This window comes from Thermoleophilum album, assembly GCF_028867705.1.
Classification (GTDB): Bacteria; Actinomycetota; Thermoleophilia; order Solirubrobacterales; family Thermoleophilaceae; genus Thermoleophilum.
In genome coordinates this window covers 570,573-593,939 of the sequence record NZ_CP066171.1, presented here as the reverse complement: position 1 = coordinate 593,939, position 23,367 = coordinate 570,573, and the positions used below count along the sequence as shown (strand labels likewise).

Sequence of the window (23,367 nt, the reverse complement as noted above, 5' to 3'; positions counted from 1 at the left end):
CCCTTCACCGCGCGACCTGTCGGGCGACGAGCGCCGCTGCCCGCGCCAGCGCCTCGTCAGCTCCGGTGCGCGGGTCGTCGCGAGCGGCGACGTCGGGCCGCAGCCCGCCGTGCCCGATGCGACGACCGTCGGGCAGCTCGTAGTAGGCGACGGTCAGGTCGAGGATGCCGCCGTTGGAGAGCGGGAAGAGCTCCTGGACGAGTCCCTTCCCGAACGTGCGCGTGCCGACGAGGCGGGCGCGGTCGCGGGCGCGCAGAGCGCCGGCGACGATCTCGGAAGCGCTCGCGCTGCCGCGGTCGACGAGCACTACCAGCGGCGCCGACGGCACCAGCGGGCGGCCAGTGACGTTGCGCTTGCGCTCGGGCTCGGCACGGCCCTTGACGCTTACGACCTCGCCGTCGCGCAGAAAAACGCTCGCCACCAACACCGCCTCGTTCAGCAGGCCGCCGCCGTTACCGCGCAGATCGAGCACCCAAGCGCGCGCCCCGCGGGCGGCGAGCCTCCGCACGGCACGCGCCACCTGGCCGTGGGCACCGTCGCTGAACGCCGCCAGCTCCACCACCCCTACCGGCACCCCGCCGGCCCGCTCCAGTTTCGCTTCGACGAGCGGGACGCGGATCTCGCGGCGCACCAGCGTGAGGGTGCGCCGCCCCGACCCCGCACGCTCCACCGTGAGCCGCACGCGCGTCCCGGCCGGCCCCTTGATGAGGGCGGTGGCGCGCTCGGCGCTGAGCCCGGCGATGCTGCGGCCGTTGACCGCCGTCACGACGTCGCCCGCCCGGACGCCGCCACGGGCGGCGGGCGACCCGGGGAAGACACGGATCACGCGGAGACCACGGCGATCGCGCAGAACGCTCATCCCGACCCCTTGGAAGCGCCCAGCAACCGATTCCCGCAGTCGCCGCGCCTCGTCCGGCGAGAAGTAGTGCGAGTAGGGATCGCGCAACGCTCGCACGATCCCGTCGAGCGCGCCGCGCTCGAGCCGCGCTCGCGACACCGGCCGGTAGTAGTGGTCGAGCACCTTGTCGACGATCTCGGCTTGCAGCGCACGGTCGTCGCGCACCAGGGTGTCGCGCACGGGACCGGGCAGTGTTTCCGGGTGCCCGCCGAGCCAGATCCCGCACACGAGCGCGACCACGCCGAGCGCCAAGAGCGCGGCCAGGGAGGTCGTGCGCCGTCGCCGCCTCACGCCCCGCTACTCACAGGCCGAGGCGCGAACCGATCGCTGCGTTGCACGGCAACGCGGACACAGCCGACGGAAAGAGCCGCCTCCCCCTGCGCACGCCGAAATCCACATGGGGCTGTTTAGCAGATCGCCGGGCCGGCCCGCGCGAGCGTGAGCGCGCGGCCACGCGCCGGTCGAGCAGCCGCGCGCGCCGTCGGGTGGGGGCGCCTCGACGCAGTCGGGCAGACGGACGACGGCGATGGCTTCTGCGCTCGCGCGCGACCCGCCTCGCCGCGCTGGCGGTTGGACTGCCCCCGCGGCGCCCGCCGCCGCGGAGCGAGCGACGTCCGCTAGACGCCACGCGACGAGCGACGTTCGCTAGACGCGCAGGAAGCGGCGCAAGGTGAGGGCGCTTCCGGCCGCCGATACCGCGGCGGCGGCCAGCAACAGCAGCGCCGCTAGCGCCGGGAACGGCATCGTCTGCGGGGCTGCGATCAGCGCGAAGCGGTCGGCGAGCGGGTCGAGCACCGCCTGTTTGGTCACGAAGAGGAGCGCCACGGCGGCGAGCGCCCCGACAAGCCCGACGATCACCCCCTCGATCACGAACGGCCAGCGGATCGACCAGTTCGTGGCGCCGACGAGCCGCATCACCTCGACCTCGCGCCGGCGCGCGAAGATCGACAGCCGGATCGTGTTCGCCACCAGAGCGACAGCGGCGAAGGCGAGGAGTGCCGCCAAAAGACCCGTTGCCGCCTTCACTACCGAGGTGGCGGTGAGGATGCGCTCGGTGTCGTCTTCGCGGTTGCGCACCTCTTGCACGCCGGGCAGGTCGGGCTTGCGCACGCCGCGGGCGTCGCGCGGGGCGAGACGGTCGACGAGCTCGCCGACGCGCCCGGGGTCGCGGGGGACGACGCGGAACGAGGCCGGCAGCGGGTTGCGACCGAGCAGCTTGACGCCTTCGCGGAACGCGTCGGGGTTGCGCCGCTCGGCGATCCTCAGCGCCTCGTCTTTTGAGATGTAGGTGACCGACTTGACGTTGGGGGTGCGGGCGATCGCGCGGCGCACCGCCTCGCGGTCGGCGGCCGTGATGGCGTCCTCGAGGTAGACGTCGACGACGATCCGTCCCCGCACCTCGTTCGCCGTTCCCGTGGTGGCCTGTACGACCGGGATGAACACGCCGAGCACGAGCGTCGTCAAGAGCACGGTCAGCGCCGCCGCCAGCGCCGGCGCGCGTGTGCGCGCCAGGCTGCGAAGCGCCTCTTGCAGGAAGAAGCCAAAACTCACGAGCGCTCCCCGCCTTCGCCCTGCAGCCGTGGAATCATTGCCCCCGGCCCGCTAGTGCCGTGGGGGATGGTCGGGTGGGCGGGGCCTGCCGCCGGCTTGTAGCGGCCAGCGCGCTCGTCGCGGACGACGCGCCCCTCACTCAGTTCGATCACGCGCCGGCGCATGCGGTCAACCATCTCGTGGTCGTGGGTTGCGACGATCACGGTCGTGCCGGTGCGGTTGATGCGGTGGATGAGCTGCATGATCCCGAGCGAGGTTTCGGGGTCGAGGTTGCCGGTCGGCTCGTCGGCGAGCAGCAGCGGTGGGTGGTTGACGAACGCGCGCGCGATCGACACCCGCTGCTGCTCGCCGCCCGAGAGCTCGTGCGGGTAGTTGTGGAGCTTCGTCGCCAGACCGACGAGGCGCAGGATGTCGGGCACCTTGCGACGGATCTCCGACCGCGGCTCGCCGATCACGCGCAGCGCGTAGGCGACGTTTTCGTAGACGGTGCGGTCGGGCAGAAGTTTGAAGTCCTGGAAGACGCAGCCGATGTTGCGCCGCAGCTGGGGGATGCGGGCGCGCGGGATCTCGGAGAGGCGGCGGCCGGCGAGCACCACCTCGCCCTCGGTCGGTTCGATCTCTTTGAGCAGCAGACGGATGCAGGTCGACTTGCCGCAACCGGTCGGGCCGACCAGGAACACGAACTCGCCGCGGCCGATCTGGAACGACGCACGGTCGAGCGCCACCACGCCGCGTTCGTACACGTGGGTCACGTCACGGAATTCGACGACGGCGCGGGACGCAGCCGAAGGTGCGGCGCCAGCGTTCATCGCAGCGAGCGTACGCGAACGCGACACACGGCGAACGGTGCTAACGGTGGCCACGGCCGCCAACCGTTACCGCACCGCGCGCCGCTCGACCCGTTCTGCAACCGTGCTTGCGCGCCCTGCAACGTCTCCCCCACCGCGCCAGGCGGGAGCGAGCCGGGGCGCGGCGGCTAGGATCGCGTGGACGTGCGGATTCTCGCCTTCAGCGACATCCACTGCGACACCGACCGTGCGCGACGGCTCGTCGAGCGGGCGCGCGAGGTCGACGTGGTCGTCGGCGCCGGCGATTTCGCTCGCGTCCACCGCGGCCTCGAGGAGACGATCGCTGCGCTGGCCGCGATCGAGACGCCGACGGTGCTCGTTCCCGGCAACAACGAGACCGACCAAGCGCTGCGAGCAGCGTGCGCCGAGTGGCCGCACGCTCACGTCCTCCACGGCGAGCAGGTGGAGCTCGCGGGGCGGGTGTTCTTCGGCCTCGGCGGCGGGATCCCCGAGACGCCGTGGGATTGGAGCCACGACCTCTCCGAGCAGGAGGCCGAGGCCTTGCTCGCCGCGATGCCTGAGGGCGCGGTTCTCGTCGTCCACTCGCCGCCTTACGGCCACTGCGACGACGGTCTCGGCAGTCGCGCGATCCTGCGCGCGATCGAGAGCAAGCGCCCGCCCCTGTGCGTGTGCGGTCACATCCACCAGTGCTGGGGCCAGGAGTCGCGCGTCGACGGCACGCTCGTCGCCAACCTCGGCCCCGACGGACGGGTCTTCGACCTCTAGCCGTAGCGACCGGCGCCGGTCAGCGCACGACGCGCCAGCGCGAAAGAAGGGCACCGTCGGCCAGCGCCAGCGCCAGCGGCTCGAGCTGTACCTCGGCGACGAGCTCGCGCCCGGCGACGATCGTCAGCCCGCTGCCGCCGACGACGAGCGGGCTGACGGTCACAAACAGCTCGTCGACGAGGCCGGCCGCGAACAGGTAGGAGTTGAGCGTCGGCCCGCCCTCGCAGAGCACCGCGCGGATTCCGTAGCGCTCGCGCAGGTGGGCGCAGAGCAGCGGCAGGTCGTCACCGACGCGCAGGTACTCGACGTCGGCGGGGCAGGAAGGGAGCTCGCGCTCGCTGGCCGTAGCCACGATCACGCGCTGCCCCGGGGTGTGCAGCAGCGGTAGGTCGTGGGGAATGTCGAGCCGTGCCGATACGACCACCGCCCACGGGTCGGGATCGAGCCCCTCGCGCTCGCGGCGGGCGCGCAGCTCGTCGCTTTTTATGAGCCGCCCGTAGCGCTCGGCGCGCAAGGTGCCGGCGCCGACCATCACCGCGTCGACGCGCGTGCGCAAAAGGTGAAAAAGCTCGCGGTCGGCGTCGCTCGAAAGCCCGCCCGAAAGGCCGCCGAGGGTGGCTTTGCCGTCGACGCTTGCGACCATGTTGAGACCGAGCCACGGCCGCTCGCGTGGCGCGAGCTCCCACGGTCGGACCGCGTTCGCGAGCTCTTCCAACTCGCCGCTGCGCCGAACCGGATAGAGGAACTCGGTTGCCACGTCGCCGCACGCTATCCGAACCCGATCGCGGTTTGGGCACGCGAAACCACACGACCGTTCGCTGCCAGGTGACCGTGGCTGGTTGGCTGTACAGCAAAACGGCTCGGCGGCGTGCACAATCTGCTTAGCCATTTGACGTGGCGTAAGGAGCAACGAGGAGGGGCGAGATGGCCAAGGCGACGCAACCGATCGCTGGCAAGGTGGTAGCGATCACCGGTGGCGCACGGGGAATCGGCAAAGCGACGGCGAGGGCGCTCGTGCGCCGCGGGGCACGGGTGGCGATCGGCGACATCGACCTCGAGCTCGCACGCCGCACCGCCGAGGAGCTCGGTGGCGGGACGCGCGCCTACTACGTCGACGTCACCGATCGCGCTGCGTTCGAGCGCTTCCTCTCCGATGTCGAGCGCGATCTCGGCGAGCTCGACGTGCTCATCAACAACGCCGGGATCATGCACGTCAACCGCTTCCACGAGGAGGACGAGGGGGCGGAGGATCGCCAGGTCGACATCAACCTACGTGGCGTGCTCACCGGATCGAAGCTGTTCGTGCGCCGGGTGCTCGATCGCGGGCGCGGCGGCCATCTCGTGAACATCGCTTCGCAGGCCGGCAAATCGGGGTTCCCCGGGATCGCTACCTACTGTGCCACCAAGCACGCGGTGGTCGGGCTGAGCCAGGCGCTGGCGCTCGAGTACGAAGAGCACGGCCTTCAGGTCAGCTGCGTTATGCCGATCGTCGTCGACACCGAGCTCGGCCAGGGTATCCGCGACGCGCGCGGCTTCAAGAAGATCAAGCCCGATGATGTGGCTGCTGAGATCGTCTCTGCGCTCGAGCGTCCGCGCTTCAACGTGCACGTACCGCGCTCGGTGGGAGTCGTCGGCAAGCTCATCCAGCTCCTACCCGAGCGGGCGCAGCGGCTCAGCGCCAAGCTCTTCGGCACCGATCGTCTGCTGCTCGACGCGATCGGCCGTCGCCAGGAGTACGAGCGGCGCGCGGCGGCGTCGGAGCCGTCCCGGTCGCATCGCGCTGCGCTGCCCGCGGGTACGGGTGTGCGTCTGCCGGAAAGCGAGCACGCGAAGCAGAAAAGCGAGGCGCGCTCGTGAGCGCGGGTTCGTGAACGGGGCGCTACGGCGATGAAGCTGTACGTCTGTTGGGGCACGTGGCGGCCCGGCCCGCGACCGGGCGGCCACCCGTGCGGACGGGCCTACCACGCGCTGCGCGAGGCGGGCTACGAACCCGAGGTCGTCAAGGCTTACGGCCTCGGGTTCCTGCCCAGCTTCCTCAACTTCACGCGCGGTCGCCGCGAGGTCCGCGAGCTGACGGGACAGCAATGGGTACCGGTGCTCGTCACCGACGACGGTGATGTGATCACCGGTTCGCGCGAGATCGAGCGCTGGGCGCGCGAGCACCCGCGTAGTAGCGCCGATCGCGCCTGACGACACCGGCGCGGCCTTGCTCTCGGCGGTCGGCGCTGCCGTTCAAGGGCGCGGCGGGAGCGTTCGATCGCGCACTTAGGGGCGGTCGTGGGGCGGAGAACGGAGACAGTCGCGCGGACGGCTGGCTGGCCGCGGAACGCGCCTTCGTGCTCGGCGTATGTCGTGGAATCTGCGGTCCCGACCTAGCGGAGGACGTCTGCCAAGAGACGCTTACGCGTGCCTGCTAGGCGCTTGAGCGCGGCGTGCGTCCGCACCACCCGCGCGCGAGGCTCGCACGATCGCTCCTCGCACCGGGCGCAGAGCCGGGGAAGAGGTGATCGCACGCGAGCGAGTACGAGCGCTCGTGTCCGGCAGCGCACAGCTGCCGCCGCGCCAGCGGCAGGCGTTAGCGATGCGCGCACTCAAGGGCGCGTCGTACAGCGCCATCGTCGCTCGTGTTCGCGGTTTTCGGAACCGCAAGCGCGAGCGCGAAGCCGCGCGATCGCGACCGCGACGGCGTTGCGGGCGGGCGCGAGAGTGACGACCACGACGGCCTGAACAAGCCCGCCGAGGACCGCGCCGGCAACGATCCTGCCGATTCGGACACCGACAACGATGGCGTCAAGGACGGCCAGGAGTTGGCCGGCCGCATCGTCTCCATCGATGGAAACGTGCTCACGATCCGGCTCGCGCGGGGAAAGACCGTCGAGGGTCTGGTGTCCGACTCCACCGGAGTGACGACACGAACGGTAAAGCCGAGGTACAGGCATCTTCGGACGACGAGTCGAGCGACCGCTGCTCGCCCTCTGCCCTGCGCGCAGGCGCGGCAGTGCGGGAGGCCGAAGGCCGGCTCGGCCCGGACGGGTTCGAGTTCACGAGCGTGAAGCTCGTCACGCGCTAGTAGATCGATCGCGATCGCGCGCTTGCCGCGCAGAGCGACGCGAACACCACGCAAGCAGCGTCAGCTCTTCGCGGCGCACGGTCGCGACGCGCGTGACAAGGTGTTAGGCGCGGTGGCCGGCGTGGACGTGCCGGCCACCGCTTTTTCGCAGACGAGGCGATCAGCGGCAGGCCTTGTCACCGCCCGATCGCGACCATCCGCTCGATCGGCACACGGGCGCGCTCGGCGATGTCGTCGGGAACGCGCACCTCGGGGGCGAGGTCGCGCAGCGTGTCGCGCAGCTTGCGGAGCGTGATCATCTTCATGTACGGGCAGATCGCATCGGGGTTCGCAGGGTAGAACCGCTTGCCCGGATTGGCCTTCTCGAGCCCGTAGAGCAGGCCGGTCTCGGTGGCGACAACGAACTCGCGCGCCTTCGATTCACGAGCGTGGCGGATCATCCCACTCGTCGAGAGCATGAAAGTGCGCTCGGGATCGACGTCGCCGCAAGCGGCGTACTCCATCACCTGGGTCGAACAACCGCACTCGGGATGGATCAGGAACTCGGCCTCGGGATGCTCGGCGCGCACGCGCGCGATGTCCTGGGGGCGAATACCAGCATGGACGTGGCACTCGCCGGTCCAAACGTGCATCTTGCGCCCGGTCATCCGCTCGACGTAGGCGCCCAGCCACATGTCGGGGCCGAAGAGGATCTCGACGTCGTCGCCGTGCTCGCGGCGGACGTGTTCCACCACCTGGACGGCGTTCGAGGAGGTACAGCAGTAGTCGCTTTCGGCTTTGACCTCGGCGCTGGTGTTGACGTACATCACGACGATCGCACCCGGGTGCTTGCGCTTCCAAGCGCGCAGCTCTTCGGCTGTGATCGACTCAGCGAGCGAGCAACCGGCGCCGAGGTCGGGCAACAGCACCTTCTTGTCCCGGCAGAGGATCGAGGCCGTCTCGGCCATGAAGTGGACGCCGCAGAAGGCGATCACGGCAGCGTCCGTGGCAGCAGCCTTGCGCGACAGCTCGAGCGAGTCGCCGACGAAGTCGGCGACCTCCTGAATTTGCGGGAGCTGGTAGTTGTGGGCCAGGATCACCGCGTCGCGCTCGCGAGCGAGTGCCCGCACTTCTTCCTGCAGGCGCGACTTTTCAGCCGGGTCGAGTCGCTCGATCACCGGTCGCGGTGGGATCGTCCGTAGGGCGGTCGCCATCTTCTCGTCTCCTCGTGCCGTTGCAAGCCCCGGGCGTCGCCGCGCTCGCTGTGGCGGGCGCGCTCGCGCCGGCCGCCATCGCTGCTTTGCCCCGCCTCCGAAGGTTTTCGCCTTATGATCAAAAACCTGGTGCAAAGAGCGTAGCAGAGCGATGCAAGAGCCCAGGCATGGCCGAACCCGCGCACGACCCCTCGCCACAGCCAACGCACGCCGTCCTGGCGTGCGTCTTCCGCGTCCGCGACCGGCGCCTTCACGTTCTTTTGTGGCAGCGGGCGCGTGAGCCGCACGCCGGCCGCTGGTCGCTACCGGGGGGCCGTCTCGATCGCCCTGAACCCCTCGAGCAGACGATGCGCCGACACCTGGCGATGAAGGTCGACGTGCGCGAGCTGTCGTGGCTCGAGCAGCTTGCGACCCTGAGCGAGCCCGATCGCCACCCTGAGCGCTGGGAGCTCGCGACCGCCTACCTCGGCCTCGTGCCGAGCGACGTCGAGCCATCACTGCCCGCCGACACCCGCTGGCACCCCGTCGACCGCTTGCCCCCCACCGCCTTCGACCACGGCCGCATAATCGTCGAGGCCCGCGAGCGCCTGCGCGCGAAACTCTCCTACACGAACCTCGGGTTCGCCCTCGCCCCGCGCGAGTTCACGATCGCCGAGCTCGCCGAGCACTATTCGGCGGCGCTCGGTTACCGGGTGTCACAAACCAACCTGCGCCGGGTGCTTGAGCGCCGCCGCGCGATCGAGCCGACCGGCGCGATGCGTCCACCCGGGCCGGGCGGCGGTCGCCCAGCTTCCCTCTGGCGGTTCTCGAGTCGCTCGCTGGCTGTCACCGACCCGTTCGCCATCTTCAGGCCCCCGCATCGCTCCGCCCCCCAAACGGGTAAGGTCAGCTAAGCGGTTCGAAGGCGACAGAAGGGAGATTCTGGGGCGATGCCCTCGGAGCGTTTCGTCGATGCACTCAACGAACAGATTGCGCGCGAGTTCGCCGCCGCGCAGCAGTACACGGCGATCGGCGCTTGGTACGAGTCGCAAACCCTGCCGCGGCTGGCCGAGTTCTTCAACGAGCAGGCCGAAGAGGAGCGCGGCCACGCGCGCAAGATGATCCAGTACCTGCTCGACACCGGTGCGCCGGTCCGCATCGGCGCGGTGCCCGCACCGCGCTGCGACTTCGCCGACCACGTCGAACCGATCCGTACCGGCCTCGAGCAGGAGCGGCAGAACACCGTCGAGATCTCGAAACTTTTCGAGATCGCGCGCGAGACGCGCGACCACGCCTCCGAGGTGTTCATGCACTGGTTCATCACCGAGCAAGTCGAAGAAGAGCGCGTGATGGGCGACCTGCTGCAGGTAGCGGAGCGCGTCCGGGACTTCCCGATGATGCTCGAGGAGTTCCTCGCGCGCGAGGGCGACAAGCTGCGCGACGAGTAGGGGCGGCGTCGGCCTAGGGCGCAGGCTCGACAGCCGCAACAGCGCCCTGAACGCGGGGAGCGCCGGACGTGCGCTCGAACGCCGCGCGCAGCAGCGGCTCGTAGCGGTGCAGGCAGCGCGGCACGCCGCGGAGGTGCTCGGGGACGACCTCTTCGTCGGGAACCAGCGAGCGGACGAAATCGCGCAGCTCGAGCTGGGCAAGCGCAGGGCAGTCGCGACAGCGAGGCGACGAGCGGCAGCAGCGGGTTGCCCGCGTGGGAGAACTCGGTACAGCTCTACTCGCCACTCTGTTAGGGAAGCCTAACGTATTCCGTCAAGCGGGCGTGGAATTCTGCTAGCCCGCGCCCGCAACGGCGCGCGGGGGGTCGCGCAGCGTCAGAGCGCGCGCTCGACGATCAGACTCACGTCGAGCGCCGGCGCCGAGTGCGTGAGCGCCCCGACGCTGATGTCGTCGACACCGGTCGCGGCGATCTCGCGCACGTTGTCGAGCGTGACGCCGCCGCTGGCCTCGAGGCGCGCCCGCCCGGCGACTAGACGCACAGCCGCGCGCAGCTCGTCGGGCCCCATGTTGTCGAGCAAGATCCGATCGGCACCAGCCGAAAGCGCCTCCTCGACCTCCGCCAACGTGCGACACTCGACTTCAACCCACACGCCTGACGGCGCCGCCGCACGTGCCCGCCGCACCGCCTCGCCGACACCGCCAGCCAACGTGACGTGGTTCTCTTTGATGAGGATCGCGTCGTCGAGAGCGAAGCGGTGGTTGTGACCGCCGCCGAGGCGCACCGCTTCGCGCTCGAGCCGCCGCCAGCCCGGTGTGGTCTTGCGCGTATCGAGGATGCGCACACCGGTGCCTGCCACAGCGCGCACGAACCGCGCTGTGAGCGTCGCGATTCCCGACAAGCGACCGAGCAGGTTCAGGGCAACGCGCTCAGCGGCCAAGATCGCGCGCGCGTCGCCCTCGACCCGCGCGACTAGTCCCGGCTCACGCCACTCGCCGGCCGGAGCCATACGTTCGAACTTCACCTGCGGATCGAGGCGCGCGAAACACAGTGCCGCCGCGTCGATCCCTGCCAGCACGCCCTCGCGTCGCTGCTCGATACGAGCCACGCAGCGGACTCCAGCGGGCACCACAGAGTTGGCGGTGAGGTCGCCGTGCCCGACGTCTTCGCCGAGCCCAAGCTCGACGAGCTCTTCGAGCGCAAGCCCGCGGCGTTGCGCGGCGTGCGCGCGGGCCGTTGGTTGGCCGGTCGGGTCGCGGTGTGCTCTCACGCTTCGCCCTTCCCAACCTCGACGGATGCGGAGGCCTGTGTCCCCTCAACGAGTCCAGCTGCCCGACGCGCTTCATCGGCCTCGAGCGTCTCGCGCTCGAGCAGCGCACGGGCCAGGCGCTCGAGGCGGTCACGCTCACGCTCGAGCAGGTCGCGCACGGCGCGGTAGCGCTCCTCGACAAGCCGACGCACCTCCTCGTCGAGAAGCCGGCGCGTAGCGTCGGCAGGAGCGTCAGCAGCGAACGGAACAGGGCCCTGCCCGTCGCGCGGCAGAACCGCCACGAGGCCGACGCGTTCGCCCATACCCCAGCGACCGACCATCCGCCGTGCGAGCTCGGTGACCTGCTCGATGTCCTGCTCGGCCCCGGTTGAGACGTCGCCGAAAACGACCTCCTCGGCCGCTCGCCCGCCGAGCGTGACCGCGATCTTGGCGATCAGCTCGCTGCGTGTGTAGTTGAAGCGGTCGTCCTCAGGCGCGGCGAACGTGATCCCGAGCGCGCGTCCGCGCGGGATGATCGAAACCTTGCGCAGCGGGTCGGCGCCGGGGGTCAACATCGCCACCAGCGCGTGGCCGGCCTCGTGGTAGGCGACACGCCGGCGGTCCTGCTCGGACAGGACCATCTTCCGCTCGGCACCGAGCACGATCTTCTCGAGCGCAGCGTCGAAATCGGCTTGCGTCACGGCCGCATGTCCCCGCCGCGCGGCGAGCAGGGCGGCCTCGTTGACGAGGTTGGCGAGATCGGCGCCGACCATGCCCGGGGTGCGTTGCGCCAGCTCGTCGAGATCGACGTCGTCGGCGAGCGGAACCGAGCGCGTGTGGACGGCGAGGATCTTGCGTCGGCCAGCGCTGTCCGGAGGCTGGATGACGATGCGACGGTCGAAGCGGCCGGGCCGCAGCAGCGCCGGATCGAGCACCTCCGGCCGGTTCGTCGCGGCGAGCACGATCACTCCCTGGGCCGGATCGAAACCGTCCATCTCGGTGAGGATCTGGTTGAGCGTCTGCTCGCGCTCGTCGTGGGCGCCGAGCGTGCCCGCTTGCGCCCGCGAGCGACCGATCGCATCGATCTCGTCGATGAAGATGATCGCCGGAGCGGCCTCTTTGGCTTGCGCGAAGAGGTCACGCACGCGCGAGGCACCGACACCGACGATCGCCTCGATGAACTCCGACGCTGAGATCGAGAAGAACGGCACGCCGGCTTCGCCGGCGACGGCGCGAGCCAGCAGCGTCTTGCCGGTGCCAGGCGGTCCCGAGAGCAGCACCCCGCGCGGGATCCGCGCACCCAGGCGCCGGTACTTGTCGGGGTCGCGGAGGAAGTCGACGATCTCGCTGAGCTCCTCTTTCGCCTCGTCGATACCGGCTACGTCGTTGAACGTCACGTGCTGTTGCGAGGGGTCGAAGCGCCGCGCGCGGGCACGGCCGAACTGACCGAGCATGCCGCCCGGCCCCTGGGCCGCAGCGCGCCGCGCCAGCCACAGGAAAAAGCCGACGAGCAAGAGCGTCGGCCCGAAGCCGAGGAGCAGCGTTTCGAGCAGCGAACGCTCTCCCGGCGGCCGCGCGTTGATGGTCACCCGCCGCTCGACCAGCAGGTCGTAGAGCTGGCGCCGGTCGGCGAAGGCGGGGACGGTGGTCTCGAAACGCTCCACTGTCACCCGCTCGCCCTCGATGCGCGCCCGCACGGGGTGCTTGAGCTCGCCCTTCAGCGCCTCGCCCTGAGCCGAGATCGCGCGGACGTTGCCGCGTTCCAGTTGCTGCAAAAAGAACGGGCTGTAGGGCACACGGACGCGCGGCGCGGGGGCGGTCAACGCATTCGCGAGGACGAAGTTGAGCGCGAGCAGCGCTGCCAGCACGGCAAGGAAGCGCCCGAGGGGGAACGGAACCATCGGCGGCCGCGGATGGCGCTCGCCACCGCGACCGTCGGGCGCTGGCGCTACGCGCCAACCCGGGCCGCCGCGCGGACCCGGCGGAAGCGGGGTGCGCGGGTCGGGAGGGCGCGCGGGCGGCGCGGCCGTACGCGACGACGGCGGCGAGCCGGCAGCCGAAGGCGCACCGGTCATCGCCGAGTCCCGCCCCTGTGCGCTGTCGTCGCGTCCGCCGGCCATCGGCCGAAGCGTAGAGCGGGCGTCTTCGCCACGAAGTCGAAGCACACCGTTAACAGGACGTACAAAGGGCGCAGCGGAACGCTGTCAGAGTCTCCGTACCGTCGACGACGTGAACGTTGTCGACAACAAGTCCCGGCCTCCCGAGCCAGGACCGTCGAAGCCCCCCGTGACGGTGCGAGGACCCGACCCGTGGCGCCGCCAGCCGACGTCTTCCCCGAGTGGCCTCGCACGGTCGGACGGGCGAAAACACAAGCAGCCCCCTGTTGTTGCGACTGACCCAAGGAGGTAACACGCCGATGCGCTCGAGCCAGCGAGCCAACCTGCAAGCGATCCGCCCACTCGGTGTGCGCGGCGTGCCGACAGGGCGTGCGCACGAGCAGGGCGAGCGTGTCGAGGTGTCGGTCGTCGTGCCCGCGCGCGACGAGGAGCTGACGATCGGTCCGTTGACCGAGGCGCTCGGCCGCGAACTTACCGCGCAACTGGCGGAGCGCGGCTGGCAGGGGGGCTACGAGATCGTCATCGTCGACGACGGCTCGCGTGATGGGACCTGGGGCGAGATCGAGCGCGCGGCTGAGCGCGACCGCTCGGTGTGCGGGGTCCGCCACCCCCGCGGTCTCGGCAAAGCGGCGGCGCTCGCGACCGGGATCCGCATGGCCCGCGGCGACCGGATCGTGTTGATGGACGCCGACCTCCAGGACGACCCCACCGAGCTGCCGCGCTTCCTGAACGAGCTCGAGCGTTTCGACGTCGTCTGCGGATGGAAGCGCGAGCGCCAGGACCCGCTCGGCAAGAGGGTCGCGTCGCGGATCTTCAACGCCGTCTGCCGGCGCGTCTTCGGGCTCGAGCTGCACGACATGAACTGCGGTTTCAAGGCGCTGCGGCGGGAGGCGGCGGAGGCGGTCTACCCCTACCTCAAGGGCGAGCTGCACCGTTACGTGCCGGTGTTCGCGAGCGCTGCCGGCTTCACGATCACGGAGCTTGCCGTCCGCCACCACCCCCGTCGCCACGGCCGTTCCAAGTACGGCCTTGCACGCTGGCTCGCGGGCGCCTGCGATCTCGTGACCGTGCTGCTGCTCACCCGCTACCGCGAGCGCCCGGCGCACGCCTTCGGCTCGGTCGCCGTCGTCGCCGCCGCGCTCGGCGGCCTCGCCGCGCTACCTCTCGCACTCGTCGGCGGCACGCGCACCGCGCTGGCCGCGGTCCCCGTGGCGATGGTGGTTCCGGCAGCCCTGTTCTCGGCCGGGTTCGTGGCGGAACTAGTCGTCCACGGGCGCGGTGGCGGTGCCAGTCCCCGGCACGCCAGTCACGACGCGAGCGGACGCCTCGACGCCGACCTCGTCGACCCAGCGGCAGCGAACGTACCGGCGCTCGCTGTGGCCGACGACGGCACAAAGACCATCGCCGAGGCGAAGGGCGCGTGACCGCCACGCCCGCGCTCCCCCCGGGAGTGGCCACGAACGCGCCACGCCCTGAGGACGGCAAGCCAACGGCCGAAGCGCACGCACCGCAGGCCGGGAGCGTCGATTCCGCTTTCGCTGTGACCGGGCGTGACGCCTCGCGCGCGCCGGCCGCCGCGGACGCCGCGCAGGTGTGCGGGCGACACCTCGGGTGGCCGCGGCAGCTGGCGGCGCGAGGAAGTCGGCTAGCTCGTTCGCTCAGCACGCGCGCGGCGCGACTGCTGCGGCGGCCGCCGCTCTGGCTACGTTTGCTCGTGAGCTTGGCGCTCGTCGCGGCCGCGATTCACCTGCTCGATCCCGCCAGCGTCGCGCAGCGCATCGGACGGATCGATCCGGCACTCGCCGCGCTCGCGGTCGCAACAGCCACGGCGGGTCAGGCTTTGTGCGGCCTGCGCTGGCACCAGCTCGCGCTGGCGCTCGGCATGCCCGACAGGGCGGGCGCCGGCCGCGCGTTCGTGCACGCCTATCTGCGCGGCTGCCTGTGGAACAACGTTCTGCCGAGCGGCTACGGCGGCGACGCAGTGAAGGTCGCTTGGCTCGCACCGCGGTCCGGGATGCGAACTGCGGCAGCGAGCGTCGCCCTCGACCGCGCCCTCGGCTTTCTGGCGCTCACAGCTGTCGCCGCTATCTCCCTGCCGGCGAGCGGCTACGGTCTGCCGGCGCCGCTCACGTGGACCGCTGCCGGGCTCGGCATCGTGGCGCTCGCTGCAGCGACGTTCGCACCGCGCCAGGGCGCTCGCTGGTGGCGTCAGCGGCGCAGCAGCAGCAGCAGCGCTGTCGCCGGTCTCGGTCGTGCCCCATACTGGCGCCTGGCCGTCGTTCTCAGCCTGATCTACGTGCTCGTGTGGTCTCTCGCGACCGCACTGCTCGCTCGTGCGCTCGGCGTCGACCTCGCGCCGGCGGCGGTGCCGACGGTGGTCGCTGTAACCGGGGTGGCGATGGCGCTCCCGGTCGCTATCGGCGGGGTGGGTACGCGTGAGGCAGGGTTCGTCGCCGCCCTCGCCCCGCTCGGTGTGGCTACGCACGACGCGGTCGCGCTCGGAATCGCCTTCGGCGCGCTGCTCGCTACCTCTGCGCTCGTCGGAGCGCTGCCAGCGTTAGGGACACCCAAACGAGCGACAACGAGTGCCGCCCGCCCGCGCCTTCCGCTGCTGCGCTTTTCCTGGCTACCGGGGTTGCTCGCCGACCGCCGCCTTCTTCCCGTCGGGCGCAGAGTTCGCCGTCCAATCACCCCGGCCAGGCGCGACGCGCTCTTTCTCGCCGCACTGCTCGTCGGCGGACTCGCACTGCGCCTAGTGCTCGCGCGGCGCAGCCTCTGGCTCGACGAGACCATCACCTACGCGCAGGTAGCGCGTTCGCCGGGCGAGATCGTGAAGCTGCAGCTAGCGGGCGTGCACCCGCCCCTTTACCACCTCCAGGCCGGGCTTACCGTCTCGCTACTCGGGAGCAGCGAGCTTGCGCTGCGTACCCCGTCGATCGCCTGGTCGCTCGTCGGCGTCGTCGCTGTGTGGTGGTGGGCACGCGCCGCCCTCTCCCGCCGTGCCGCGCGCTGGGCGGCGCTGCTCGCAGCGATCGCCCCGTTCGCTGTCTGGTACGGCAGCGAAGCGCGGATGTACGCGCAGGTGTTCGCGCTCGTGGCACTGGCCGGCGCCCTCGCCTGGCGCTTGCTCGAGCGCGGCGGCTGGTTGCGCGCGACAGCGCTCGCACTGACCATGTGCGCGCTCGCCTACACCCACTACTTCGGAGCGCTCTTCGCCGCAGCGCTCGGGCTCGTCGCGGCCGTGCTCGCGGCGACACGGGCCGATCTGCGCAAGCGCGCGCTCGCGGTGCTCGCCTGTCTCGCGCTCGCCGCTCTGTCGCTCGTGCCCTGGGTGCTCGTGGCGTTCCTGGGTCGCGACGCCACCTCCCAGCTTCCCCCCTACAACCGACCCGACCCCTTCGCGGTGATCATCGCGATCGTCGAGCTCGTCGGCGGCTTCCACGACTATCGAGCCGTCGGACTGGCCGCCGCGACGTGGCCGCTAGCGCTGTTGGCGCTGCTCGTGGCGGTGCCACGACTCGCGCGCGTACCGGTGTCGGTCGGCGCCTTGATGACGCTCGTGCTGCTGCCCGTAGCGCTGCTGGTCGCAGCCTCCTGGCTCGGGCCGCACTCGGTTTTCGATCCGCGCTACCTGACCGTCATCGCGCCACCGCTGTTCCTGCTCATCGGCGCACTGCTCGCGCGGGTCGAGCGCGAGCTGCCGGGAGGTGTGCGCGCGACGGCCGCCGCCGTGTGCGCCGGCTTGTTCGTCGCACTGAGCCTGATCCAGGGCCACGACCGCGGCAACCCGCGCCTGTTCCAGTTGCGCGAGGCGCTGCGAGCGGCAGCCCGCGCGACGGCACCCGGTGACGCTCTAGCGCTGGTACCCCAGTTTCAGGTAACGAAGCTGCGCTACGACCCGGTGCTCGCCTACTACCGACCCCCACGCTCGCGCCGGGTGATCGACACTCTCGAAGGCCCCGGCAGGAAACCGCGCGACGCCTGGCTGATCGCCCAGCGGTCGGGGAGTCGGCGAATCGCTCTCGTCACGACCTTCGAGGGTCAGGCCCTCGCACAGCAGCTCGCCTCGCCGTCGCGGTTCGTACGTGCGTTCCGAAGCTACGGACCGCTGCTCGAGAAGCGCTCGTTCGCTGGCGTGCAAGTGCGCGTCTACGCGCTGCAGCGCACAGCAACGCATCCCGTCCGGCGAGGTGTGCGCGCCGCGCACCGCACGACCGACCGCAAGGAGGCGATTTGACGCCTAAGAACTTCCCGCCCGAACCGCCGACCGCCGACCTTGGTTCAGCAGTCACGGCACCGTCCGCTGCGGCCGCACCGGCGGCGAGCGGCGAGCGTTCGCTGCAGCCGGCAGGGGTCGACCTCGCCGCTGGGCTCGAGCGTCGCACGCTCGACATCGCTCGTCCCCGGCCCGAGCTTGCGCGCGGCGAGCGCGCACTCGCGCCCGCCCCGAGCGCACTGCCGCCGGCGCCGGTGAGCCGCTGGGTGACGGCTCTCTGGGTCGCGGTCGGGGTCGCGTCGCTCGTCTACTACCTGCAGTGGTTGCTACGCCCCGAGCGCGTCGGCGTCGCCCCGCTCTATGCGCTGCTGGTCGCGGCCGACCTTTTCAACGCTTTCCACGCGCTGTCGTTCTGGGCCACCTGCGCTCGCGACAGGCGGCGCGAACGGCGCCGCGAGCCGCTGCCCGGCGAGCCGCGCGTCGACGTCTTCGTCCCGACCGTCGACGAGCCGCTTGCGATCGTCGAGCGAACGTTGCGGGCGGCACGGGCGATGCGCGGCGCGCGCGTGCGCGTGGTCGTGCTCGACGACGGTAACCGCCCGCAGGTGCGCGCCCTGGCGGCGCGTCTCGGTATCGACTACCTCGCGCGCCGCGACCGCGCGGGGGCGAAGGCGGGAAACCTCAACGCCGCGCTCGCCGTAACCGCCGCCGACGGCGCCCCCTTCTTCTGCGTCTTCGACTGCGACCACGTGCCAGCGCCGCACTTTCTCGAGCGCACACTCCCCGAGCTAGCCGACCCGGACGTCGCGATCGTCCAGACCCCGCAGGTCTACGGCAACGCCGGTCTCGGGCCGCTCACCGCGGCGGCTTCCGAACAGCAGGCTCTTTTCTTCGGCCCGATCTCGCGCGGGCGCGACCGCTTCGGCGCCTCGTTCTGTTGCGGCACAAACTTCGTGGCGCGCCGTGACGCGGTTGTCGCAGTAGGTGGCTTCCCCGAGGACTCGCTCACCGAGGACATCGTCCTCTCCGCCGACCTCGCCGCGCGCGGTCTGCGCACCGTTTACGTTGACGAGCCGCTGGCGATCGGGCTCGGGCCCGAGGACCTGCCTTCCTACGTCTCGCAGCAGCTGCGCTGGGCGACCGGCTGCCTCGAGCTGCTGTTCCGGCGGCCGCGTCTGTGGCTGCGGCTCGGCTGGGCGCAGCGCTGGCAGTTCTTGGTGGCCACCACATATTGGCTTTCGGGCTGCACAATCCTCGTCTATCTGACGCTGCCGATCCTGCGCCTGGCGTTCGGCTGGCAGGCGATCGGGGAGGACGCTGCGGGCTTCATCACCCACTTCGCTCCCTACTTCCTGGCCTGTGTCGTCAATCTGGGGCGCCTTTCGGAGGGGATGTACACGTTCCGCGCCCTGGCGCTCGCCTGGTCGACCGCGTGGATCCACCTGTTCGCGGCGCTCAGAGCGCTCGTCGCAAGGGGCTTGAAGTTCCGCGTGACGCCGAAGGAGGGGCGCGCTGACCTACCGGTGCGGCTGCTGGCGCCGGCGGTCGTTTGGCCGTCGCTGTTGGTGGCGGCGGCGCTGCACGCCGCCGGCGGCGGTCTGACCCCGGGCGAGCTGAACAACGTGGCGTTCGGTGCGATCGGCGCCACGCTCGTCGCCACCGGGGTGTGGATGGCGTGGCGCCAGACGCGGGCGCTCGCATGCCGCAGCGACGTAGCGCCCCCGACCGCGCCCGTACCGCTCGCCGAAGCAGCCGGTTTGTCCGCACCAGCCGGCCGCGAGCCGCTCGCTCAGCCGCTCGCGTCAGCTGCAGGTGGCGACGCAGTGGGCGGCGACGCAGCGGTCACTTCGCCTCCGCCGGGCGAAAACCACGGGCTGCGGCGCACGATTTCGAGCGCGTAGTCGATCCAGAAAACGCCGCCCGGAGGGCCGCCGCGGCAAGGACCGTCGGATACGCCCGGCCCTTTCACCCAGAGCAGCGCGTCCACGCCGGCACTCCCGGCAGGTCGCAGCCGCGGCGGCTCGCCGACCGCCACACCCGCCGGATTGCAGGTGGCGCGCCGCGGCGGCTCGGGTATCCCGTTGCGCGAGGTGTCGACAACCATCCCCAGCCGGTCGCGCACCCAGCGCCAGCAGCGACGCGCCGGGGCGCGCCGACACTCGCGTACGCCATGCGCTTTCGCCACAAGCTGCAACACCGCTCGGCCGTACCTGACCACTGCGCCCGTCGGCTGAAAGTTGGCGACGTTCAGCGCAACCCCCCGTAGACGGGGCACCCAAACCCGAGCGAGGCGCGAGGCGACGACGCGCGCCGGTTGCCAGCGTGGATGCCCGGCGTCGACGTAAACGCGCGCTCGCGGCAGCGACGCGAGCTTCGCGAGTGCGTAGCGCAACAGTGCCTGGCGCTGATCGCGCGACCGCGCGTCGAGGCATCCCCATTCGGCGACAGCGTCCGGTTCGACGATCACGAGCGCCGGGCGCGCGGCGATCGCGAGCGCGAGCGCCCGCACGGTGGCGCGATAGTCGCGAGCGAGCTGGCGGTCGCGCGGATCGCGACGGCAGCTGCGGCGCGGGAGCGCGTAGAGAACGAGTGTGGGCAGCGACCGTGCGGCCCAAGCTCCGCCGACGACCCGTGCCGCGTGACGACGAACACCGTCCGGCCCGCCCAACCACGGACCCACCCAGGAGGCCTGCGGCTTCGCAGCCAGCCAGCGCAGGATCGCCGCGTCTCCCGGCCTGCTTGCGGCGATTTTGGCGGCCGCGCGGGCAGCCAAGCTCGCCGGGTCGACCCACAGCGGTAGCGAAGGCGGGGGTCCTGCCGGCCGCAGCGCGACCGCGGTAGCGCGCTTCCCCCCGACGGCAGCAGCGAGCTCGGCGCCGACCGCACGGACCACGCCGGGAGCACCCATCCAAATGGCAGCGAGCGCCACCAAGCTCGCCGCCAGCGCCGCCCCCACCCGGACGCTTCGGCCCCTGCCGTGCGGGCGCCCGGGACGCGCGCGACCAGCACCCGGTCTTGCGTCGTACGGCGAGATACCCCCGGTCGGGCGCGACCCGGACACGGCCATCGTGGCGACGATGGTACGTGCAGCGAGAGCGGCGGTCGTTTACGCTGCGGTAACGCTCTCGGAGCGCCGATCGCTCCGGAACCCCCTCTCGCTGCGATGCCCCACGCCCAAACCTCAGTGAGCCGCCCTTGTCGGCGCCTGTTCGTCCCGACGGCGCTTGCAGTGATCGCGCTCGCCGTCGCGGCCTTCGAGCAAGCCGCGACGGCGGCCACTCGCCCCACCGCAACCGCTCGCGCCACGGCGGCCACTCGCACCACCGCAGCGTCCCCCCGACCGCGCTCGATCCGCGAGGTCCCGATCCGTACCGTGCGCGCTGGCGACGGACGGATCGGCTACCGCAGCTTCGGCCGCGGCCGACCGCTCGTCTTGATCATGGGGCTCGGCGGAACGATGGACGCCTGGGCACCAAGCGTCGTCGACGCGCTCGCGCGCCACCGCCGCGTCATTACCTTCGACAACCTCGGAATACGCCGCACGACGCTGAAAGGCCCGATCACTATCCCGCGCATGGCGCGGACGGTGGCGAGTCTTGTTCGTGCGCTCAGACTGCGTCGTGCGGACGTGCTCGGTTGGTCGATGGGCGGCATGATCGCCCAATCGCTGGCGCGGCTGTACCCGCAGCGCGTGCGGCGCCTGGTGCTCTGTGCCACCGCGCCGGGCGACGGCAAGGCGACGCCGCCCAAGCCCGGCACTCAGTTCGGAACCGCGCTCTTTCCGCCCAATCGCGGCGACCTGATGGCAGCGTGGAGCCGCGAAATCACCTCCTATCCGAACGCGCAGCCGGGCGCACCCGCGAACATCTTCCAACAGCAGCTCGCCGCCATCGCTCGTTGGATCGCAGGCCGTGAACGGTCAGGCCGCGAGCTGCGCAAGATCCGCCTGCCTGTCTTGGTCGCCCACGGCGCTCTCGATCGGCTGCTGCCTGTGGCGAACGCGCGCCACATCGCGCACACGATCCGCGGCGCTCGGCTCGTCGTCTACCGTGACGCGGCCCACAACTTCCTCTTCCAGCACCGGCGCGACTTCGTCGCCCGCGTCAACGCGTTCCTGCGCTAAAGGCCGGGTACTGCGCTACAAAACGTCGCGTCGTCGCCCACGTAACGGGACCTACGTGAGCCTCTACGGCTGCATCTTCGCCGCGTTCTACGACCGCCTGCTGGCCTCCTCCGAGCGTGCGGGTCTGGCGGCGAAGCGCCACTCCTTGCTTGCGCGCGCCCGCGGGCGTGTGCTCGAGATCGGCGCCGGAACGGGATTGAACCTTGCCCACTACCCCGCGGAGGTGGGCGAGCTCGTGCTCGCCGAGCCGGACACGGCGATGGCGGCACGCCTGCGCCGCCGCGTGCGCGCACACGGACCTGCCGCCCGCGTCGTCGAGGCGCGCGCCGAAGACCTGCCGTTCGCCGACGCTGCCTTCGACACCGTCGTCTGCACGTTGGTCCTCTGCACGGTCGACGACCCTGCCCGTGCCCTCGCCGAGGTCCGGCGCGTGCTCGCTCCCCAAGGCCAGCTGCTCTTCCTCGAGCACGTCCGCGCCGACGATCCGCGGCTCGCACGCTGGCAGGATCGCCTGGCCGGGCTGTGGCGGCGCGTGGGCCGCGGATGCCATCCGAACCGTGCTACCGCGACCGCAATAGAGCAGGCCGGTTTCCGTATCGCCGAGATCGAGCACGACCGCATCCCCAAGGCGCTTCCGATCGTCGCCCCGCTCGTCGTCGGACGCGCGGTGCCGGCGTGAGCGCTGCCAAAAACGGCTCTGCACAAAGCCGATCCAAGCTCGCCCACGACGTCTGGCGCTCACCGACGCTCACCGGAAGAAGCCGAAAGCCGCGAGCCTACAAGACCCGGCGAGAGAGTCTCGTGACGAAGGTCAGCTGCCCGCAGCGACCGCCCCGCGCTCGCCGGCGCGACGGGCGAGTTCGGCAGCAATCAGCTCGTCGAGATCGCCGTCGAGGACGCGATCGACGTCGCCGATCTCGACTCCCGTGCGGTGGTCTTTGACCATCCGGTAGGGGTGCAGCACGTAGGAGCGAATCTGCGAGCCGAAGTTGACGTCCTGCGTCTCGCCCCGTTCGCGGCGGATCTCCTCTTGCCGGCGGCGCTCCTCGAGCTCGAGCAAGCGCGCACGCAGAATCCGCAGCGCCGTCTCTTTGTTGGCCGACTGCGAGCGTTCGTTCTGGCACTGGACGACGATGCCCGTCGGCTTGTGCGTGATCCGGACCGCGGAGTCGGTTTTGTTTACGTGCTGGCCGCCCGCTCCCGACGCCCGGTAGGTGTCGATCTGCAGGTCGTCGGGGTCAATCTCGACGTCGGTCACCTCCTCGACGAGCGGCGCTACGTCGACACCCGCGAAGGCGGTGTGGCGGCGCTTCTGCGAGTCGAAGGGTGAGATCCGCACGAGCCGGTGGACGCCGCGTTCGGCCGAGGCCAAGCCATAGGCGTTCTCGCCGCGGACGATGACCGTCGCCGACTTGATACCCGCCTCTTCGCCGGGCGAGAGGTCCACGAGCTCGGCCTGGAAACCGCGCCGCTCCGCCCAGCGCACGAGCATGCGCAGGACCATCTCGGCCCAGTCCTGGGCGTCCGTTCCGCCGGCGCCAGCGTTGACGGTGACGACCGCGTCGCCCCGGTCGTACTTGCCCGAGAAGAGCCGCTCTTCGCTGAGCCGTGCGAGTCGCTGCGCGAGGCGCGCGCGTTGGTCGGCCACTTCGCGCGCTAGGTCGGGATCGTCAGCGCCGAGCTGCTCGAGCTCGACGAGGTCCTCGAGCTCGCGCTCGAGCTCGTCGAGCTCGTCGAGCTTGTGGCGCAGGCGGGCGTGCTCGGCCGAGACGCGCGCGGCTCGCCCTTGGTCAGACCAAAAGTCCGGGTCTTGTAGCTGTCTCTCGAGCTCCGCGGCGCGCCGTTCGAGAGCTTCCCTGTCAAAGAGAGTCCGCGAGCAGCTTCAGCTGGTCGCGGAGATCTTGGAGCGCAGGAACGTCGCGGGACATCGGTTAGCGCTCGAAGTCGCCG

At 71.0% G+C, this 23,367-nt stretch carries 21 protein-coding genes; 11 read left to right on the top strand and 10 right to left on the bottom strand.

All coding sequences use genetic code 11. The annotated features are described in order from the left end of the window. Positions 1–4: 4 nt before the first annotated feature. From JDY09_RS02715 to ftsE, 3 genes are all read right to left on the bottom strand, one after another. On the bottom strand, positions 5–1,189 hold the full coding sequence (locus JDY09_RS02715) for a S41 family peptidase (RefSeq protein WP_274717470.1): 1,185 nt from the start codon (positions 1,187–1,189) through the stop codon (positions 5–7). Positions 1,190–1,543: 354 nt separating this feature from the next. Then, positions 1,544–2,449: a cell division protein FtsX gene (locus JDY09_RS02710; protein ID WP_274717469.1), complete on the bottom strand. Its 906-nt coding sequence runs from the start codon at positions 2,447–2,449 to the stop codon at positions 1,544–1,546. Then, entirely contained in the window at positions 2,446–3,258 is an 813-nt protein-coding gene (ftsE, locus tag JDY09_RS02705; RefSeq protein ID WP_274717468.1) for a cell division ATP-binding protein FtsE, read from the bottom strand. Before ftsE ends, JDY09_RS02710 begins: the two co-directional genes overlap by 4 nt. A gap of 183 nt (positions 3,259–3,441) precedes the next feature. Between ftsE and JDY09_RS02700 the strand changes: the two genes are divergently transcribed. Then, complete coding sequence (locus tag JDY09_RS02700; protein ID WP_274717467.1) at positions 3,442–4,023, top strand: metallophosphoesterase family protein; 582 nt, start codon at positions 3,442–3,444, stop codon at positions 4,021–4,023. A gap of 19 nt (positions 4,024–4,042) precedes the next feature. On the opposite strand, the gene JDY09_RS02695 is transcribed toward JDY09_RS02700, so the two are convergent. Continuing rightward, the gene (locus tag JDY09_RS02695; RefSeq protein ID WP_274717466.1) at positions 4,043–4,780 is read right to left on the bottom strand and encodes a RibD family protein; all 738 of its coding nucleotides are present in this window, start codon (positions 4,778–4,780) and stop codon (positions 4,043–4,045) included. 167 nt (positions 4,781–4,947) lie between these two features. Between JDY09_RS02695 and JDY09_RS02690 the strand changes: the two genes are divergently transcribed. The 3 genes from JDY09_RS02690 to JDY09_RS02680 all read left to right on the top strand — a co-directional run bounded on the left by JDY09_RS02690 (position 4,948) and on the right by JDY09_RS02680 (position 7,076). Next, the gene (locus JDY09_RS02690; RefSeq protein ID WP_274717465.1) at positions 4,948–5,880 is read left to right on the top strand and encodes an SDR family oxidoreductase; all 933 of its coding nucleotides are present in this window, start codon (positions 4,948–4,950) and stop codon (positions 5,878–5,880) included. A gap of 30 nt (positions 5,881–5,910) precedes the next feature. After that, positions 5,911–6,213, top strand: coding sequence for a glutathione S-transferase N-terminal domain-containing protein (locus tag JDY09_RS02685; RefSeq protein WP_274717464.1), 303 nt, complete (start codon positions 5,911–5,913; stop codon positions 6,211–6,213). 434 nt (positions 6,214–6,647) lie between these two features. Beyond that, complete coding sequence (locus JDY09_RS02680) at positions 6,648–7,076, top strand: hypothetical protein (RefSeq protein ID WP_274717463.1); 429 nt, start codon at positions 6,648–6,650, stop codon at positions 7,074–7,076. 193 nt (positions 7,077–7,269) lie between these two features. Here the strand turns inward: JDY09_RS02680 and nadA are convergent, their stop codons facing one another. Further along, positions 7,270–8,286, bottom strand: coding sequence for a quinolinate synthase NadA (gene nadA, locus JDY09_RS02675; protein WP_274717462.1), 1,017 nt, complete (start codon positions 8,284–8,286; stop codon positions 7,270–7,272). Between the two features lie 167 nt (positions 8,287–8,453). Here nadA and JDY09_RS02670 point away from each other — a divergent pair, with 167 nt between their 5' ends. Both JDY09_RS02670 and JDY09_RS02665 read left to right on the top strand, forming a co-directional pair. After that, complete coding sequence (locus tag JDY09_RS02670; RefSeq protein WP_274717461.1) at positions 8,454–9,179, top strand: NUDIX hydrolase; 726 nt, start codon at positions 8,454–8,456, stop codon at positions 9,177–9,179. Positions 9,180–9,215: 36 nt separating this feature from the next. Further along, on the top strand, positions 9,216–9,713 hold the full coding sequence (locus JDY09_RS02665) for a ferritin (protein ID WP_274717460.1): 498 nt from the start codon (positions 9,216–9,218) through the stop codon (positions 9,711–9,713). 13 nt (positions 9,714–9,726) lie between these two features. Here the strand turns inward: JDY09_RS02665 and JDY09_RS02660 are convergent, their stop codons facing one another. The 3 genes from JDY09_RS02660 to ftsH all read right to left on the bottom strand — a co-directional run bounded on the left by JDY09_RS02660 (position 9,727) and on the right by ftsH (position 13,081). Beyond that, positions 9,727–9,999 (bottom strand): hypothetical protein, encoded by a 273-nt coding sequence (locus JDY09_RS02660; protein ID WP_274717459.1) that lies wholly within the window; start codon positions 9,997–9,999, stop codon positions 9,727–9,729. A gap of 89 nt (positions 10,000–10,088) precedes the next feature. Next, positions 10,089–10,982, bottom strand: coding sequence for a carboxylating nicotinate-nucleotide diphosphorylase (gene nadC / locus JDY09_RS02655; RefSeq protein ID WP_274717458.1), 894 nt, complete (start codon positions 10,980–10,982; stop codon positions 10,089–10,091). Next, complete coding sequence (gene ftsH, locus JDY09_RS02650) at positions 10,979–13,081, bottom strand: ATP-dependent zinc metalloprotease FtsH (protein ID WP_274717457.1); 2,103 nt, start codon at positions 13,079–13,081, stop codon at positions 10,979–10,981. Before ftsH ends, nadC begins: the two co-directional genes overlap by 4 nt. A gap of 296 nt (positions 13,082–13,377) precedes the next feature. Here ftsH and JDY09_RS02645 point away from each other — a divergent pair, with 296 nt between their 5' ends. The 3 genes from JDY09_RS02645 to JDY09_RS02635 are packed head-to-tail and all read left to right on the top strand — an operon-like array spanning position 13,378 to position 19,195. Then, entirely contained in the window at positions 13,378–14,502 is a 1,125-nt protein-coding gene (locus tag JDY09_RS02645; RefSeq protein WP_274717456.1) for a glycosyltransferase family 2 protein, read from the top strand. Further along, on the top strand, positions 14,499–17,315 hold the full coding sequence (locus JDY09_RS02640) for a lysylphosphatidylglycerol synthase domain-containing protein (RefSeq protein ID WP_274717455.1): 2,817 nt from the start codon (positions 14,499–14,501) through the stop codon (positions 17,313–17,315). Before JDY09_RS02645 ends, JDY09_RS02640 begins: the two co-directional genes overlap by 4 nt. Continuing rightward, on the top strand, positions 17,312–19,195 hold the full coding sequence (locus JDY09_RS02635; protein ID WP_274717453.1) for a glycosyltransferase family 2 protein: 1,884 nt from the start codon (positions 17,312–17,314) through the stop codon (positions 19,193–19,195). The genes JDY09_RS02640 and JDY09_RS02635 overlap by 4 nt, the downstream gene beginning before the upstream one ends. Here JDY09_RS02635 and JDY09_RS02630 read toward each other — a convergent pair. Continuing rightward, the gene (locus JDY09_RS02630; protein WP_274717451.1) at positions 19,084–20,250 is read right to left on the bottom strand and encodes a glycoside hydrolase family 6 protein; all 1,167 of its coding nucleotides are present in this window, start codon (positions 20,248–20,250) and stop codon (positions 19,084–19,086) included. The genes JDY09_RS02635 and JDY09_RS02630 overlap by 112 nt on opposite strands. Positions 20,251–20,523: 273 nt before the next feature. Here JDY09_RS02630 and JDY09_RS02625 point away from each other — a divergent pair, with 273 nt between their 5' ends. Both JDY09_RS02625 and JDY09_RS02620 read left to right on the top strand, forming a co-directional pair. Beyond that, positions 20,524–21,417, top strand: coding sequence for an alpha/beta fold hydrolase (locus JDY09_RS02625; protein ID WP_274717450.1), 894 nt, complete (start codon positions 20,524–20,526; stop codon positions 21,415–21,417). Positions 21,418–21,472: 55 nt separating this feature from the next. Then, complete coding sequence (locus JDY09_RS02620; protein ID WP_274717449.1) at positions 21,473–22,096, top strand: class I SAM-dependent methyltransferase; 624 nt, start codon at positions 21,473–21,475, stop codon at positions 22,094–22,096. Between the two features lie 132 nt (positions 22,097–22,228). On the opposite strand, the gene prfB is transcribed toward JDY09_RS02620, so the two are convergent. After that, positions 22,229–23,345 (bottom strand): peptide chain release factor 2 gene (gene prfB, locus JDY09_RS02615; RefSeq protein WP_342455267.1). Its coding sequence is split into 2 segments (ribosomal slippage): positions 22,229–23,278 and positions 23,280–23,345, totalling 1,116 coding nucleotides; the frame shifts between segments, so codons are not numbered across the junction. Positions 23,346–23,367: the final 22 nt, after the last annotated feature.

Bases quoted from the DNA above. Each gene is read 5' to 3' on its own strand.
- ftsE (WP_274717468.1), bottom strand. From the start codon at position 3,258: ATGAACGCTGGCGCCGCACCTTCGGCTGCGTCCCGCGCCGTCGTCGAA.
- JDY09_RS02690 (WP_274717465.1), top strand. From the start codon at position 4,948: ATGGCCAAGGCGACGCAACCGATCGCTGGCAAGGTGGTAGCGATCACC.
- JDY09_RS02685 (WP_274717464.1), top strand. From the start codon at position 5,911: ATGAAGCTGTACGTCTGTTGGGGCACGTGGCGGCCCGGCCCGCGACCG.
- nadA (WP_274717462.1), bottom strand. From the start codon at position 8,286: ATGGCGACCGCCCTACGGACGATCCCACCGCGACCGGTGATCGAGCGA.
- JDY09_RS02670 (WP_274717461.1), top strand. From the start codon at position 8,454: ATGGCCGAACCCGCGCACGACCCCTCGCCACAGCCAACGCACGCCGTC.
- JDY09_RS02665 (WP_274717460.1), top strand. From the start codon at position 9,216: ATGCCCTCGGAGCGTTTCGTCGATGCACTCAACGAACAGATTGCGCGC.
- ftsH (WP_274717457.1), bottom strand. From the start codon at position 13,081: ATGGCCGGCGGACGCGACGACAGCGCACAGGGGCGGGACTCGGCGATG.
- JDY09_RS02645 (WP_274717456.1), top strand. From the start codon at position 13,378: ATGCGCTCGAGCCAGCGAGCCAACCTGCAAGCGATCCGCCCACTCGGT.